At 47.5% G+C, this 16,266-nt stretch carries 12 protein-coding genes, 8 tRNA genes and 3 rRNA genes (1 of these 23 cut by a window edge); all 23 read left to right on the top strand.

Annotated features, from left to right (window positions below; translation table 11 throughout):
• The first annotated feature begins 16 nt into the window (after positions 1-16).
• Positions 17-781 (top strand): type III pantothenate kinase, encoded by a 765-nt coding sequence (locus MKZ11_RS03345; RefSeq protein ID WP_340796903.1) that lies wholly within the window; start codon positions 17-19, stop codon positions 779-781.
• Between the two features lie 18 nt (positions 782-799).
• Positions 800-1,687 carry an Hsp33 family molecular chaperone HslO gene (hslO, locus tag MKZ11_RS03340; RefSeq protein ID WP_340792625.1) on the top strand — a complete coding sequence of 296 codons (888 nt, stop codon included), beginning with the start codon at positions 800-802 and terminating at the stop codon, positions 1,685-1,687.
• Entirely contained in the window at positions 1,665-2,588 is a 924-nt protein-coding gene (locus tag MKZ11_RS03335) for a peptidyl-prolyl cis-trans isomerase (protein WP_340792624.1), read from the top strand. Before hslO ends, MKZ11_RS03335 begins: the two co-directional genes overlap by 23 nt.
• 191 nt (positions 2,589-2,779) lie before the next feature.
• Positions 2,780-3,703: a cysteine synthase A gene (cysK, locus tag MKZ11_RS03330; protein WP_340792623.1), complete on the top strand. Its 924-nt coding sequence runs from the start codon at positions 2,780-2,782 to the stop codon at positions 3,701-3,703.
• A gap of 231 nt (positions 3,704-3,934) precedes the next feature.
• Entirely contained in the window at positions 3,935-5,344 is a 1,410-nt protein-coding gene (locus tag MKZ11_RS03325; protein ID WP_340792622.1) for an anthranilate synthase component I family protein, read from the top strand.
• A 16-nt stretch (positions 5,345-5,360) separates the two neighbouring features.
• Entirely contained in the window at positions 5,361-6,215 is an 855-nt protein-coding gene (gene pabC, locus MKZ11_RS03320; RefSeq protein ID WP_340792621.1) for an aminodeoxychorismate lyase, read from the top strand.
• Positions 6,215-7,066, top strand: coding sequence for a dihydropteroate synthase (gene folP, locus MKZ11_RS03315; protein ID WP_340792620.1), 852 nt, complete (start codon positions 6,215-6,217; stop codon positions 7,064-7,066). The genes pabC and folP overlap by 1 nt, the downstream gene beginning before the upstream one ends.
• Positions 7,067-7,077: 11 nt before the next feature.
• A complete protein-coding gene (gene folB, locus MKZ11_RS03310) occupies positions 7,078-7,446 on the top strand; it encodes a dihydroneopterin aldolase (protein ID WP_340792619.1) in 369 nt (122 codons plus the stop codon).
• A complete protein-coding gene (gene folK / locus MKZ11_RS03305; RefSeq protein ID WP_340792618.1) occupies positions 7,443-7,964 on the top strand; it encodes a 2-amino-4-hydroxy-6-hydroxymethyldihydropteridine diphosphokinase in 522 nt (173 codons plus the stop codon). Before folB ends, folK begins: the two co-directional genes overlap by 4 nt.
• A gap of 144 nt (positions 7,965-8,108) precedes the next feature.
• The gene (locus tag MKZ11_RS03300) at positions 8,109-8,204 is read left to right on the top strand and encodes a tRNA-dihydrouridine synthase (RefSeq protein WP_340792617.1); all 96 of its coding nucleotides are present in this window, start codon (positions 8,109-8,111) and stop codon (positions 8,202-8,204) included.
• Positions 8,205-8,456: 252 nt separating this feature from the next.
• Positions 8,457-9,947, top strand: coding sequence for a lysine--tRNA ligase (gene lysS / locus MKZ11_RS03295; RefSeq protein ID WP_340792616.1), 1,491 nt, complete (start codon positions 8,457-8,459; stop codon positions 9,945-9,947).
• A 40-nt stretch (positions 9,948-9,987) separates the two neighbouring features.
• Positions 9,988-10,140, top strand: coding sequence for a hypothetical protein (locus MKZ11_RS03290; RefSeq protein ID WP_340792615.1), 153 nt, complete (start codon positions 9,988-9,990; stop codon positions 10,138-10,140).
• A gap of 268 nt (positions 10,141-10,408) precedes the next feature.
• Positions 10,409-11,960 (top strand): 16S ribosomal RNA (locus MKZ11_RS03285).
• A gap of 325 nt (positions 11,961-12,285) precedes the next feature.
• A 23S ribosomal RNA gene (locus tag MKZ11_RS03280) occupies positions 12,286-15,218 on the top strand.
• 152 nt (positions 15,219-15,370) lie between these two features.
• Positions 15,371-15,486: ribosomal RNA gene (gene rrf / locus MKZ11_RS03275) — 5S ribosomal RNA — on the top strand.
• The 16S, 23S and 5S rRNA genes sit together here with 8 tRNA genes alongside, the layout of an rRNA operon.
• A gap of 62 nt (positions 15,487-15,548) precedes the next feature.
• Positions 15,549-15,624, top strand: a tRNA-Val gene (locus MKZ11_RS03270).
• Between the two features lie 25 nt (positions 15,625-15,649).
• Positions 15,650-15,725 (top strand) — tRNA-Thr (locus tag MKZ11_RS03265).
• Between the two features lie 6 nt (positions 15,726-15,731).
• A tRNA-Lys gene (locus tag MKZ11_RS03260) sits at positions 15,732-15,807 on the top strand.
• 31 nt (positions 15,808-15,838) lie between these two features.
• Positions 15,839-15,920, top strand: a tRNA-Leu gene (locus MKZ11_RS03255).
• 8 nt (positions 15,921-15,928) lie between these two features.
• Positions 15,929-16,003 (top strand) — tRNA-Gly (locus tag MKZ11_RS03250).
• Positions 16,004-16,010: 7 nt separating this feature from the next.
• Positions 16,011-16,099 (top strand) — tRNA-Leu (locus MKZ11_RS03245).
• Between the two features lie 40 nt (positions 16,100-16,139).
• Positions 16,140-16,216: transfer RNA gene (locus MKZ11_RS03240), tRNA-Arg, on the top strand.
• 24 nt (positions 16,217-16,240) lie between these two features.
• Positions 16,241-16,266 (top strand) — tRNA-Pro (locus MKZ11_RS03235) (it continues 51 nt past the right edge of the window).

The following is a 16,266-nucleotide window of genomic DNA, read 5'->3' as shown; positions in this document are numbered from 1 at the left end:
TAGCGAGGAAACTATTATGATTTTAGTGCTGGATACAGGAAACACGAATATTGTCCTTGGTGTCTATGAACAAGGGCAACTTAAACATCATTGGCGTATGGAAACTTATCGACATAAAACAGAAGATGAATATGCGATGCAAGTGAAGTCGTTGTTTTCACACGTTGGACTTTCTTTCGAGGATGTAACTGGCATTATCATTTCATCGGTTGTTCCACCGGTCATGTTCCCGCTTGAACAAATGTGCAAAAAGTACTTTAACCAAAAACCGCTTATTGTGGGGCCAGGACTCAAAACGGGATTAAATATCAAGTACGAAAATCCCCGTGAAGTTGGTGCGGACAGAATCGTTAATGCTGTAGCGGCAATTCATGAATACGGGAACCCGTTAATTATTGTCGATTTTGGAACGGCGACGACGTATTGCTATGTGAATGAAAAAGGCGAGTACATGGGTGGGGCAATTGCGCCAGGTATCGGAATTTCAATGGAAGCTTTGTTCGACCGTGCATCTAAATTACCGCGAATCGAATTAACGAAGCCGGATCATGTGGTAGGGAAAAACACGGTAGCTGCTATGCAAGCGGGGATTGTCTACGGATATGTTGGGCAGGTCGATGGAATTGTTGCACGTATGAAAGCGCAAAGCAAGGAAGAGCCGACTGTAATTGCGACAGGCGGGCTTGCCGGTTTAATCGCAAGCGAAACGACTGTTATTGATGTCGTTGACGACTTCCTTACGCTGAAAGGGCTACATCTAATTTATGAACGAAACATGTAAAAGGAGTAGAGATAATAAATGACTGATTACTTAGTAAAAGCACTCGCATTCGAAGGGACAATCCGGGCATATGCGGCCCGTTCAACAGAAACTGTTGCAGAAGTGCAACGCCGCCACGTGATGTGGCCGACAGCGACGGCTGCTCTAGGACGCTCGATGACAGCTGCGGTTATGATGGGTGCCATGTCTAAAGGTGAAGATAAACTGACGATTAAAGTAAATGGCAACGGCCCTATAGGTTCGATGGTCATCGATGCAAATGCACATGGCGAAGTCCGGGGCTATGCATCAAACCCGCAAACACATTTTGATTTGAATGAACAAGGTAAACTTGACGTCAGGCGTGCAGTTGGAACTGATGGCATGCTGACGGTTGTAAAGGATCTTGGTCTACGAGATTATTTTACTGGACAAGTTCCGATTATATCTGGTGAAATCGCGGAAGATTTCACGGAATACTTCGTTGTTTCGGAACAGGTGCCTTCTGCTGTAGGACTGGGTGTCCTCGTTAATCCTGACAATACAGTGAAAGCTGCTGGTGGTTTTATTGTCCAAGTAATGCCTGGCGCAACGGAAGAAACGATCGGAAAACTGGAAGAGCGTATTGCGAACGTGGAACCAATTTCAACCTTAATCGCTCGCGGTCTGACACCCGAAGAGATTCTGGGAGAAGTTCTGGGTGCGGAAAATGTGGAAATACTTGACCACATGGATGTTTCGTTCGCATGTAATTGCTCGAAAGAACGATTCGGAAATGCAATCATCGGCCTTGGGGAAAAAGAAATCCAAGAGATGATTGAGGAAGATGGAAAAGCGGAAGCACACTGCCACTTCTGTATGGAAACATATGTATATCCGAAAGAAGAGTTGGAAGGTTTTATCGATGAAATACAATCGGAAGCCTGAATCTGGAACGATGGGTTCGCAGAAGCGTAAATTAAAGACAAAGCCGCTTCTTTTGTTGATCGGAATCCTTTTGGCCTTCAATATTTTCTGGTTCATTGGCTGGCTCATACCTGACAAGCCGAAGCAGACAGATGAAGAAGTAGCGTCTGTTGCGGGCAAGCCTATTACAAGGGAACAGTGGATGACGGCAATGGAAAAGGAAGTGGGGCGCGAAACTCTTCTTGACCTGGTCAATGAAAAGGTGATGGCAGTTGCCGCGGAACAATACGGGATTGATGTATCCGATAAGGAGGTCGATCTTGAAATGGCACTAATCCGCTCTGTGGATGGCCGCTCTCATTCGGGTCAAGACGAGGAGAAAATGCGCCAAAAGATCCGTTCTAACCTAATCCTTGAAAAGGTATTAACGAAAGATGTCGTTGTTAAAGATGGCGACATAAAGAAAGCGTATGATGAAAACGTTGCGCTTTACAATATTCAAACGGCTTATCGCACGGCTATCATCGTTGTTCCGACAAAAGACGAAGCAAAACAAACGATTGAGGAACTATCGAAAGGCTCCAGCTTCGACGTTCTTGCAAAAGAGCGGTCGACGGATCTAGCTTCGGCTAGTCTCGGAGGAGATATTGGTTATATTAACGATTCGACTGATTCAATCGACAAGGCAATCGTTGAAGCTGCGTCCGGTACGAAAGAAAATTCGACAAGTGATTTAATCGCCCTGAGCGACGGGACATATGCCGTGATTCATGTTAGTGAAGTGGTAAAAGGGCAATCATTTAAATTTAAAGAAGTAAAAGACCATATTCAGCGTGAAATTGCGCTTGGACAAATTTCACAAACGGTTAGTCCGGAAGCATTCTGGAAAGAGTTCGATGCAAAATGGTTTTACGGTAAATGATAGAGAGCTGTTTGGAAACCGACAAAGGTTGGTGTATCCGAACGGCTTTTCTGTATGTAAGGGGATTAAGTGAAATGAGATAGGGAAAAGATTAAATAATGGCTATTCAATCATTGACAATGTTCACATAATGGGAGTAAAATCAATAGTATAAAGCATATCAAAATAGTAGGGATTGGGAGAGGATCATAATGATGTTAGTTGGAAACTCGGTTGCAGATCTTGTTGGAAAGACGCCCCTTGTTAAGATGAACAGAATGACAGGCTCGGAAGACGCGGACGTTTACTTGAAACTGGAATATATGAACCCTGGATCCAGTGTAAAAGACCGTATTGCACTTGCGATGATCGAAGCTGCTGAAAAATCCGGTGATTTAAAAGAAGGAAGTACAATCATTGAACCAACAAGCGGTAATACAGGAATCGGCCTTGCGATGATTGCGGCAGCAAAAGGATATAAAGCCGTTTTGGTCATGCCGGATACAATGAGTACAGAACGACGCAATTTGTTGCGTGCTTATGGAGCGGATCTTGTGCTGACGCCGGGAGCTGAAGGGATGAAAGGCGCCATTGGAAAAGCGGAAGAGCTTTCAAAGCAAAATGGATGGTTCATGCCTCAACAATTTAACAATGAAGCAAACCCTGAAGTTCATCGTTTGACAACGGGTCCTGAAATTGCGGATGCGCTAGATCGTGTGGATGCGTTCATCTCGGGAATTGGGACTGGGGGCACGATTACGGGTGCAGGCAGTGTTTTGAAAGAGCGTTTTCCGGAAGTTCAAATTATTGCCGTGGAACCAACGGACTCTGCTGTACTGTCAGGGGGAAAACCAGGACCACATAAGATTCAAGGAATCGGTGCCGGATTCGTTCCAAAAGTGCTTGACACAGACATTTATGATGAAATCGTTTTGGTGACGAACGACGAAGCATATGACACAGCGAGACGTGCGGCGAGGGAAGAAGGGATTCTTGGAGGCGTTTCATCAGGCGCAGCAATCTTCGCGGCGCTACAAGTGGCGAAGAAGCTTGGCAAAGGGAAGAAAGTCGTTGCGATTCTTCCGTCGAATGGCGAACGTTATTTAAGCACGCCGCTCTATCAATTTGACGAATAGTAATAAGTGCATGAAAAAGGAGCCGAGATGCTCCTTTTTTTGTTGATTAAAATTTTTTATGTTTGGTTTGTCGTTGTATATGCTCAGTCGGCGGGGGGGATATGATTGGTCTGCCGTGGAATATATCCGCTCCACAAATAAAAAGGAGCAGTCCGCTTTTCTTTTAATAGCATTAAGCAGCTTTCACGCGGTAAGATAAAGATACTAATAGTTAGCGGGAGGAAATCGAGAATGGAAAGACAAAAAGTTGCTTACACGACATCATCAATGACGAAAGAACAATTTTTCTACGGATATAAAGAACTGGCACACATGCATGACAGCCATATTCTCCTTGAAAGTGGACGGGGCGGGGCGTTGTGTATGGCGGGAATTGATCCACTTGTCACGCTACGGACATTGAATGGAGACAAATTGCAACTGATCTGGCGTGATGGGACGGAAGAAGTGCGAGAAGGTGAACCGCTCGAATTACTGTCAGAGTTTGTTCGGTCGTTTGAGATGGAATCGGTTCAAGGACTTCCGGATTTTCAAGGCGGTGTAGCTGGTTTTATCAGTTACGATTATGTTCGCAACTATGAAAATATCCCAACTGATACGATAGATGATCTCGATACACCAGACTTGTTCTTTTATTTATTCGACCGCTGGGCGGTACTTGACGTCAAAACTGAAAAAGTTTATTTCATGACACTCCCAAATCGCGGACTGGTACCTGCAGAACTTAAGGCTGAATGGGTGGCTGCAACCTCAGAAGGGGTGAAAAAACAGGTCTTCATGCCAGGGGAAGCAGAGGAAGTCTCTTTGGATGAAGGAAGTCTTGCAGTATCTGTAACGGGCCCACAGTTTGAGCAGATGGTGCGCGACGTGCAGACTTACATTTCCACCGGTGATGTTGTCCAGGTCAATCTCTCGGTGAGACAGTCAAAACCGTTGACAGCGCATCCACTCGATATGTACGAAGCACTTCGCTCATTTAATCCATCGCCTTATATGGCGTCCATCGGTTCACCGGAATTTGCTGTTGTCTCCGGTTCACCTGAACTGTTGCTGAAAAAGCGCGGGAATGAATTGAGTACACGACCGATTGGTGGAACGCGGCCGAGGGGGAAAGACGAAAACGAAGATGCAACACTTCAAACAGACTTATTGTCGAACAAAAAAGAAACGGGCGAACATATTATGCTCGTAGATCTTGAACGGGAAGACTTTGAACGCGTTTGCGCACCTGAAACAGTGGAAACGGATGAATTCATGGTCGTGGAAAAATATTCACATGTCATGCATCTCGTTTCAAATGTCCGCGGAACAGCTGCAGAAGGTATTTCGAATGCAGCTATCGTCAAAGGTGTGTTTCCGGGCGGTTCAATTACAGGGTCGCCAAAGCTCCGAACGATGGAAATTATTGAAGAACTCGAACCGACAAGAAGAGGTTTGTATACCGGTTCGATTGGTTGGTTTGGCTATAATGACGATTTTGAACTGAACATCGTCATCCGGACTGCATATATCAAGGATGGTATTGCGCATATTCAAGCAGGTGCGGGTCTAGTTGCTGATTCAGTGCCGGAAGCGGAATATATTGAATCGTTGAATAAGGCAAAAGCGCTTTGGCAAGCGAAAGCGATGGCGGAAAAATAAGAATGGAGGGTTCGACATGTGGTGTTGGATGAATGGTGAATTCGTGCGTACGGTGGATTTGAAAATTTCTCCGTTTGATCATGGATTTCTGTACGGCGCCGGTTTTTTCGAAACGTTCCGGACATACGGCGGCAACGTGTTGCTGTTTGATAAACATATGGAAAGGTTACACACTGCGCTCATGGAGTACCGGATTACAATGCCTTATGATGAAACGGAAATTCTTGCGGCGGTCAGGAAGCTCGATGAATTAAATGAAGGGCAAGACGGCTATTTTCGATTAAATGTCTCGGCCGGTGCCCATGATATCGGTCTGTCTCCATCGTCTTATCCGACGCCGAATGTCATTTTATTTAGGAAAGAGCTGGCTCCCACAGTTCGTGGTACAGCAAAGAAGGCGGTTTGGCTAGACACAGCCCGAAATCTCCCGGAAAGCGCTGTGCGCCATAAATCACATAACTTTCTAAATAACGTACGAGGGCGACTGGAATTGCATTCATTGAAAGAAATGGAAGGGCTCTTCGTAACAGCAGAAGGTTCTGTAGCGGAAGGTGTCACCTCGAATGTCTTTTGGATGAAAGGTGGTGTGCTGTTTACACCGGCCATTGAAACCGGGATTCTTCCGGGGACGACGCGTGCCTATATTATCGAAGTTGCTAAATCTGTTGGAATCACAGTAAACGAGGGGTTTTTCGGCAAAGAAGATGTAGAATATGCGGATGAACTATTTGTCACAAATGCTGTGCAAGAACTCGTGCCGTTATCTGCGATTGAGGACATCGTACTTCCGGGTGCTTCAGGTGTGTATTATAAAAAGTTGCACGAATTATACAGGCAAGCAGTAGAAGAAATGAAAGATGGTGGCTGTTGATGGAATTGACTCGGGCACGTGATGTGTATCGATTTGGAAATACGGAAATGGATTTTAAAAAAGAAACAGTAATTATGGGGATTTTAAATGTGACGCCGGATTCGTTTTCGGATGGAGGAAAATATGGTCGCATCGATACCGCTCTCAAACACGCGGATGAAATGCTGCGCAACGGAGCAAAAATCATCGATGTCGGCGGAGAATCGACGCGTCCGGGGCATGTCCCCATTTCGTTCGAAGAAGAGCTTGAACGAACAATCCCGGTCGTTAAGGCATTGACGAAAGAGCTCGGATGCACGGTGTCGATAGATACATATAAGGCGGGTGTCGCGGAAGAGGCAATTCTAGCGGGCGCGCAAATCATAAACGATATATGGGGAGCGAAACGCGAACCGTATATCGCGGACGTTGCGGCGAAGTACAATGTGCCGATCATTTTGATGCATAATCGTGAGAAGGCTGAGTACGAAGGTGACTTTATGGACGAAGTTATCACTGATCTGCAGGAAAGTGTCGAAATTGCAGTTGCGGCAGGAGTGGCGCAAGATAATATCTGGCTAGATCCGGGCATTGGATTTGCTCGAAATGCAATTCAAAATGTATGGACGATGCAAGGGTTAGATCGGATTTCAGAGATGGGCTACCCGGTGCTTCTAGGTACGTCTCGGAAGTCACTAATCGGAAATGTGCTTGGATTGCCTGTTGAGGAACGGTTGGAAGGCACCGGAGCAACCGTTTGTTATGGAATCGAACACGGTTGCCACATTATGCGGGTCCATGACGTGAAAGAAGTCGCAAGGATGGCAAAAATGATGGATGTCCTGACGGGAAAAATGGAGTTCGAACAATAGGAGGATGCAGTATGGATTATATACACCTGAATGAGTTAGAGTTTTACGGTTACCATGGGGCATTGCCTGAGGAAACGAAGCTTGGGCAACGTTTTCGGGTGACGGTATCACTTGCGACAGATCTTTCTGAGGCTGGAAAAACGGATGACTTGGATAAAACAGTGAATTATGCGGAAGTATATAGCGTATGCCGATCAATTGTTGAAGGTAGCCCGGTAAAGTTGATTGAGGCAGTTGCCGAAAAAATTGCTACGGACATATTGAACGAGTTTGCGAATAAAGTGACCGGTGTCCGAGTTGTGCTTATTAAGCCAGACCCGCCCATTCCGGGGCATTATGCATCGGTGTCGGTAGATATAACGAGGGGGAGCTTCGTGTGAATACGGCGTACATCTCAATCGGATCGAATATCGGCGACAGGTTGCATCATCTGGTAGAAGCAGTGAGAATTCTTCGTTTGCGAGAGGGTATAACGGTGACGGCGGTATCTTCAATTTACGAGACGGCACCTGTCGGCTTTACGGATCAAGCAGATTTCCTTAACATGGCGGTAGGTGTTGAAACAGGTTTAGTAGCGGGGGATCTTCTTGAAGTTTGTCAACAAGTTGAACATGAACTCGGTCGGGTTCGTGATATAAGATGGGGTCCGCGAACTGTAGACCTTGACGTGTTGCTGTATAATAATGACAATATTGAAACGGAGAACTTGATTGTACCACACCCAAGAATGCATGAGCGGGCTTTCGTTCTTATTCCTCTTCTTGAAATCGCTCCTTTAGTGGCACATCCAACGGCGGAAGCTAAATTGTTTGCAGAGGAAGCGGCTGTCCGGGATGAAGGTGTTATACTTTGGAAGAAACTTAACGGTGTCGACGAATTACTGCAAGAAGGCGAATGAAGTGCCTCCGGCGAAATAGTAAGTGGAAACAGGTAATTCGCTTGTAGAAGGAAGAAATTAAATGAATGATAGTAAAGAAAGACTAATTAAAATTGGCAATATAACAATGGACAACCAAATTGTTCTTGCGCCGATGGCAGGTATTTGCAACTGTTAGATCAAACAGGCGTCGATGGCGTAATGATTGGACGCGCAGCACTCGGGAATCCGTGGCAACGCGAAAACCCACAATATGATTAATGCAATGGAAACAGCTGATCGATTAACGAGCCTTATGAACGGTTTTGCCGATGAAATGATGGAAAGTGAACAGGCGGCAGTTGGCGTAAGTGCTGTTTGAATCAGATAACTCGGGCGGCCACGTATTGTGGCGGCTCTTTTTTATGAGGTAATCGAAAGAAGCGGATAAGTAAAGCGTGTCCGTGCGGCGCAAATTGTGTACAATAGATGCATGCTATCCAATGAACGGATAATGATGAAGGAGTGAAAGAAATGTCACACTTAGATGAAATGAACGACCAACTTTTGGTGAGACGCCAGAAGATGGAGGATATAAGGGAAGGTGGATTAGATCCATTCGGCTCTAGATTCGAACGGACACATCTATCCAACGAAATTCGCGAAAGGTTTGAAGGCTTTTCTAAAGAAGAGCTTGATGAAACACCGCATGCTGTAACAATTGCCGGTCGTATAATGACGAAACGCGGAAAAGGGAAAGCGGGATTTGCAAATCTGCAAGATCTCGGTGGCCAGGTTCAAATCTATGTAAGACAAGATGCAATTGGTGAAGATGCTTATAAACTTTTCAATAGTACGGATCTCGGGGATATCATCGGAATTTCTGGTACGGTATTCAAAACGAAAGTTGGCGAGCTTTCTATTAAAGCGACTGAATTCACATTCCTCACAAAAGCATTGCGTCCATTACCTGAGAAATTCCACGGGTTGAAAGATGTTGAACAGCGCTACCGTCAACGCTATTTGGATTTGATTGCAACAGAAGGTAGTAAAGAGACATTCATTTTGAGAAGCCGGATCATCCAGTCGATGCGCCGTTACTTGGATGGACAAGGTTTCCTTGAAGTTGAAACGCCGATGCTGCACTCGATTGCAGGCGGAGCTTCTGCACGTCCGTTCATCACGCATCATAATGCACTCGACATGGAACTATATATGCGTATTGCAATCGAACTCCATTTGAAACGCCTCATTGTAGGTGGACTTGAGAAGGTTTATGAAATTGGTCGTGTTTTCCGTAATGAAGGGATTTCGACGCGCCATAACCCTGAATTCACGATGATTGAACTATATGAAGCGTATGCGGATTATAACGATATTATGGAGCTGACGGAAAACATGGTTGCGCATATTGCGCAAGACGTGCTTGGTACGACGGAAGTACAGTACGGGGAAGATCTGATTAATTTAGCGCCAGGCTGGACTCGTCTACATATGGCTGATGCGATAAAAGAATACACGGGCGTAGACTTCTGGAAAGAAATGACGAAGGAAGAAGCTCACGCGCTAGCTAAAGAACACGGCGTAGAAGTGACTGCTATGATGGAAGTAGGACATGTGTTGAATGAATTCTTCGAACAGAAAGTTGAAGAGCAACTTGTACAACCGACATTCATCTTTGGACATCCGGTTGAAATCTCTCCGCTTGCGAAGAAGAATGCGGAAGACGGTCGCTTTACAGATCGCTTTGAATTATTCATTGTACGTCGTGAACACGCGAATGCATTTACAGAACTGAACGATCCAATCGATCAGCGTGAACGGTTCGAATCGCAACTTGTTGAGAAAGAACAAGGGAATGATGAAGCGCACGATATGGACGAGGACTTCATTGAAGCACTTGAGTATGGATTACCACCTACTGGGGGTCTTGGAATTGGAGTCGACCGACTTGTTATGTTGTTAACGAATGCACAATCGATTCGTGACATCCTTCTATTCCCGCAGATGCGTTCGAAGGAATAAGGAGAATAACCGCTATGCAATGGCCTCGAAAGCGCATTGCATGGCGGTTTTTGTTTTATTGAAGAAGAAGTTGAAACTAATTTTGAAATTAGTGTTGCATTTAAAAAGATCAGGTGTTATATTAGATAACGTTGCCAGTCCGACATATCGAAAACAGTCAAACAACGAAAAAGAAATTGAAATTAGTTGTTGACAAGGATGACGTAACTTGGTATGATATAAAAGTTGTCACCGAAACAACGACAACAAGGAACGCTACTTAATTCCAATACAATGAACCTTGAAAACTGAACAGCAAAACGTCAATGAAATACAGCGAGAGTGCCACGTGCACTTGAGCAAAACGTTTCTAAGTAAGCCGACTTATGTCGGATGAAAAGAAACACAACTGAATCTTCGGATTCAGGGGAGGAACTTGATTCCTCCCAAGTCAGCAAGAAATGAGCTATTCATTTTCTTCTATTATGGAGAGTTTGATCCTGGCTCAGGACGAACGCTGGCGGCATGCCTAATACATGCAAGTCGAGCGGAATGATGGGAGCTTGCTCCCTGATTTCAGCGGCGGACGGGTGAGTAACACGTGGGCAACCTGCCCTACAGATGGGGATAACTCCGGGAAACCGGGGCTAATACCGAATAATCAGTTTGTCCGCATGGACAAACTCTGAAAGACGGTTTCGGCTGTCACTGTAGGATGGGCCCGCGGCGCATTAGCTAGTTGGTGGGGTAATGGCCTACCAAGGCGACGATGCGTAGCCGACCTGAGAGGGTGATCGGCCACACTGGGACTGAGACACGGCCCAGACTCCTACGGGAGGCAGCAGTAGGGAATCTTCCACAATGGACGAAAGTCTGATGGAGCAATGCCGCGTGAGCGAAGAAGGTTTTCGGATCGTAAAGCTCTGTTGTAAGGGAAGAACAAGTACGGGAGTAACTGCCCGTGCCATGACGGTACCTTATTAGAAAGCCACGGCTAACTACGTGCCAGCAGCCGCGGTAATACGTAGGTGGCAAGCGTTGTCCGGAATTATTGGGCGTAAAGCGCGCGCAGGCGGTTCTTTAAGTCTGATGTGAAAGCCCACGGCTCAACCGTGGAGGGTCATTGGAAACTGGAGAACTTGAGTACAGAAGAGGAAAGCGGAATTCCACGTGTAGCGGTGAAATGCGTAGAGATGTGGAGGAACACCAGTGGCGAAGGCGGCTTTCTGGTCTGTAACTGACGCTGAGGCGCGAAAGCGTGGGGAGCAAACAGGATTAGATACCCTGGTAGTCCACGCCGTAAACGATGAGTGCTAAGTGTTAGGGGGTTTCCGCCCCTTAGTGCTGCAGCTAACGCATTAAGCACTCCGCCTGGGGAGTACGGCCGCAAGGCTGAAACTCAAAGGAATTGACGGGGACCCGCACAAGCGGTGGAGCATGTGGTTTAATTCGAAGCAACGCGAAGAACCTTACCAGGTCTTGACATCCCGCTGCCCGGTGTAGAGATACGCCTTTCCCTTCGGGGACAGCGGTGACAGGTGGTGCATGGTTGTCGTCAGCTCGTGTCGTGAGATGTTGGGTTAAGTCCCGCAACGAGCGCAACCCTTGATCTTAGTTGCCAGCATTCAGTTGGGCACTCTAAGGTGACTGCCGGTGATAAACCGGAGGAAGGTGGGGATGACGTCAAATCATCATGCCCCTTATGACCTGGGCTACACACGTGCTACAATGGATGATACAGAGGGTTGCCAACCCGCGAGGGGGAGCCAATCCCATAAAATCATTCCCAGTTCGGATTGGAGGCTGCAACTCGCCTCCATGAAGCCGGAATCGCTAGTAATCGTGGATCAGCATGCCACGGTGAATACGTTCCCGGGTCTTGTACACACCGCCCGTCACACCACGAGAGTTTGTAACACCCGAAGTCGGTGGGGTAACCCTTACGGGAGCCAGCCGCCGAAGGTGGGACAGATGATTGGGGTGAAGTCGTAACAAGGTAGCCGTATCGGAAGGTGCGGCTGGATCACCTCCTTTCTAAGGATTATTACGGAATGTAGACCACGGGTCTGCACATTGACGTTTTGCGTTCAGTTTTGAAGGTTCATTACGCTTTTCAAGCAGGTTTATCACTTGAAGAAGCTACTATATGAGCATTCAAAACTTGTTCTTTGAAAACTGAATGAAACGACATTGATAGCAACAAATCAAGTAATCAACGTAGAGAAATTTATTTCTCTAGATCAGCACATGCAAATGAGTTGATCATGCAATGCCTTTTAACGAATTCCGATTTACATCGCTGTAAAGGAGAATTCACCAAAGAGGAATTCAAGAAGCGTAAGCTTGTTGAAAACCGAAAGGTTAAGTTAGAAAGGGCGCATGGCGGATGCCTTGGCACTAGGAGCCTAAGAAGGACGGCACTAACACCGATATGCTCCGGGGAGCTGTAAGTAAGCTTTGATCCGGAGATTTCCGAATGGGGAAACCCACTGTCCATAATGGGACAGTACGTTTACGTGAATACATAGCGTAAACGAGGCACACCCGGAGAACTGAAACATCTAAGTATCCGGAGGAAGAGAAAGAAAAATCGATTCCCTGAGTAGCGGCGAGCGAAACGGGAAGAGCCCAAACCAGGAAGCTTGCTTCCTGGGGTTGTAGGACACTCTATACGGAGTTACAAAGGAATGGATTAGACGAAGCGACCTGGAAAGGTCCGCCGCAGCGGGTAAAAGCCCCGTAGTCGAAAGTCCATTCTCTCCAGAGTGTATCCTGAGTACGGCGGAACACGTGAAATTCCGTCGGAATCCGGGAGGACCATCTCCCAAGGCTAAATACTCCCTAGTGACCGATAGTGAACCAGTACCGTGAGGGAAAGGTGAAAAGCACCCCGGAAGGGGAGTGAAATAGATCCTGAAACCATGTGCCTACAAGTTGTCAGAGCCCGTTAATGGGTGATGGCGTGCCTTTTGTAGAATGAACCGGCGAGTTACGATTCCATGCAAGGTTAAGCAGTGAATGCGGAGCCGCAGCGAAAGCGAGTCTGAATAGGGCGTCAGAGTATGGGGTCGTAGACCCGAAACCAGGTGATCTACCCATGTCCAGGGTGAAGGTAAGGTAACACTTACTGGAGGCCCGAACCCACGTACGTTGAAAAGTGCGGGGATGAGGTGTGGGTAGCGGTGAAATTCCAATCGAACCTGGAGATAGCTGGTTCTCTCCGAAATAGCTTTAGGGCTAGCCTCAAACTTAAGAATCTCGGAGGTAGAGCACTGTTTGGACTAGGGGCCCATCCCGGGTTACCGAATTCAGACAAACTCCGAATGCCGATGATTTATGTTTGGGAGTCAGACTGCGGGTGATAAGATCCGTAGTCGAGAGGGAAACAGCCCAGACCACCAGTTAAGGTCCCCAAGTATTCGTTAAGTGGAAAAGGATGTGGCGTTGCCCAGACAACCAGGATGTTGGCTTAGAAGCAGCCATCATTTAAAGAGTGCGTAATAGCTCACTGGTCGAGTGGCGCTGCGCCGAAAATGTACCGGGGCTAAACGAATCACCGAAACTGTGGATTGACATCTTAGATGTCAGTGGTAGGAGAGCGTTCCAAGGGCGTCGAAGCTAGACCGTAAGGACTGGTGGAGCGCTTGGAAGTGAGAATGCCGGTATGAGTAGCGAAAGAAGGGTGAGAATCCCTTCCACCGAATGCCCAAGGTTTCCTGAGGAAGGCTCGTCCGCTCAGGGTTAGTCAGGACCTAAGTTGAGGCCGAAAGGCGTAGACGATGGACAACAGGTTGATATTCCTGTACCACCTCCCCGCCGTTTGAGTAATGGGGGGACGCAGTAGGATAGGGTGAGCGCGCTGTTGGTTATGCGCGTCTAAGCAGTGAGGTGTGGAATGAGGCAAATCCCGTTCCTATAACATTGAGCTGTGATGGCAAGGGGAGTATTCCCCGGAGTCCCTGATTTCACGCTGCCAAGAAAAGCCTCTAGCGAGGCGGGAGGTGCCTGTACCGCAAACCGACACAGGTAGGCGAGGAGAGAATCCTAAGGTGATCGAGAGAACTCTCGTTAAGGAACTCGGCAAAATGACCCCGTAACTTCGGGAGAAGGGGTGCTCTGGTAGGGTGTTAAAGCCCGAGAGAGCCGCAGTGAATAGGCCCAGGCGACTGTTTAGCAAAAACACAGGTCTCTGCAAAACCGCAAGGTGAAGTATAGGGGCTGACGCCTGCCCGGTGCTGGAAGGTTAAGAGGAGAGGTCAGCGCAAGCGAAGCTTCGAATTGAAGCCCCAGTAAACGGCGGCCGTAACTATAACGGTCCTAAGGTAGCGAAATTCCTTGTCGGGTAAGTTCCGACCCGCACGAAAGGCGTAACGATCTGGGCACTGTCTCAACGAGAGACTCGGTGAAATTATAATACCTGTGAAGATGCAGGTTACCCGCGACAGGACGGAAAGACCCCGTGGAGCTTTACTGTAACCTGATATTGAATTCCGGTGCAGCCTGTACAGGATAGGTAGGAGCCTTGGATTCCGGAGCGCTAGCTTCGGATGAGGCGTTGGTGGGATACTACCCTGGCTGTATTGGACTTCTAACCCATGCCCCTTATCGGGGCAGGAGACAGTGTCAGGCGGGCAGTTTGACTGGGGCGGTCGCCTCCTAAAGAGTAACGGAGGCGCCCAAAGGTTCCCTCAGAATGGTTGGACATCATTCGCAGAGTGCAAAGGCATAAGGGAGCTTGACTGCGAGACCTACAAGTCGAGCAGGGTCGAAAGACGGGCTTAGTGATCCGGTGGTTCCGCATGGAAGGGCCATCGCTCAACGGATAAAAGCTACCCCGGGGATAACAGGCTTATCTCCCCCAAGAGTCCACATCGACGGGGAGGTTTGGCACCTCGATGTCGGCTCATCGCATCCTGGGGCTGTAGTCGGTCCCAAGGGTTGGGCTGTTCGCCCATTAAAGCGGTACGCGAGCTGGGTTCAGAACGTCGTGAGACAGTTCGGTCCCTATCCGTCGCGGGCGCAGGAAATTTGAGAGGAGCTGTCCTTAGTACGAGAGGACCGGGATGGACATACCTCTGGTGTACCAGTTGTCTTGCCAAAGGCATCGCTGGGTAGCTATGTATGGACGGGATAAATGCTGAAAGCATCTAAGCATGAAGCCCCCCTCGAGATGAGATTTCCCATTACGCAAGTAAGTAAGATCCCTCAAAGAAGATGAGGTTGATAGGTCTGGGGTGGAAGCACGGCGACGTGTGGAGCTGACGGATACTAATCGATCGAGGACTTAACCAATTTTGAAAAGGGCTTGATTACCCTGATTCTGTGTAGCGCAATGTCTGTTTTATTCAGTTTTGAGCGAATAAGTACCGTTCATAAAAAAAGTACTTGCAATTAACTTAAGAGTTGTTATAATGAATATTGTCTTTGAGAAAAGATGATACAAGTCTGGTGACGATTGCGAAGAGGTCACACCCGTTCCCATCCCGAACACGGAAGTTAAGCTCTTCAGCGCCGATGGTAGTTGGGGGTTTCCCCCTGTGAGAGTAGGACGCCGCCGGGCTTGTGAAATTCATTACATAGACTTTCAAGAAGGACAAGCAACTATTGTCACAATTATACCCAGGAGGATTAGCTCAGCTGGGAGAGCACCTGCCTTACAAGCAGGGGGTCGGCGGTTCGAGCCCGTCATCCTCCACCATATACTTTAATATTTTAATTCATTCGCCGGAGTAGCTCAACTGGTAGAGCAACTGACTTGTAATCAGTAGGTTGAGGGTTCAAGTCCTTTCTCCGGCACCACTTTTCGAGCCATTAGCTCAGTTGGTAGAGCATCTGACTTTTAATCAGAGGGTCGCAGGTTCGAATCCTGCATGGCTCACCATTTTTATGACTTCTTAGTCATAATTTATATTGCGGGTATGGCGGAACTGGCAGACGCGCTAGACTTAGGATCTAGTGCCTTCGGGCGTGGGGGTTCGACTCCCTTTACCCGCACTTATAATGCGGAAGTAGTTCAGTGGTAGAATACGACCTTGCCAAGGTCGGGGTCGCGGGTTCGAATCCCGTCTTCCGCTCCATTTACAAGCCGGGGTGGCGGAACTGGCAGACGCACAGGACTTAAAATCCTGCGGTAGGTGACTACCGTACCGGTTCGATTCCGGTTCTCGGCACCAAAAAGTACCGATTTGAACTTAATACCATTTCTTTTTATATGCGCTCGTAGCTCAATTGGATAGAGCACCTGACTACGGATCAGGAGGTTGTGGATTCGACTTCTGCCGGGCGCACCATTTTTATTATAATTTATATTACTTCGGGACGTAGCTCAGCTTGGTAGAGC

It is taken from the genome of Sporosarcina sp. FSL K6-1508 (genome assembly GCF_038007465.1).
In the GTDB taxonomy this organism is placed as follows: Bacteria; Bacillota; Bacilli; order Bacillales_A; family Planococcaceae; genus Sporosarcina; species Sporosarcina psychrophila_B.
This window is presented reverse-complemented; position numbering and strand designations above follow the sequence as displayed.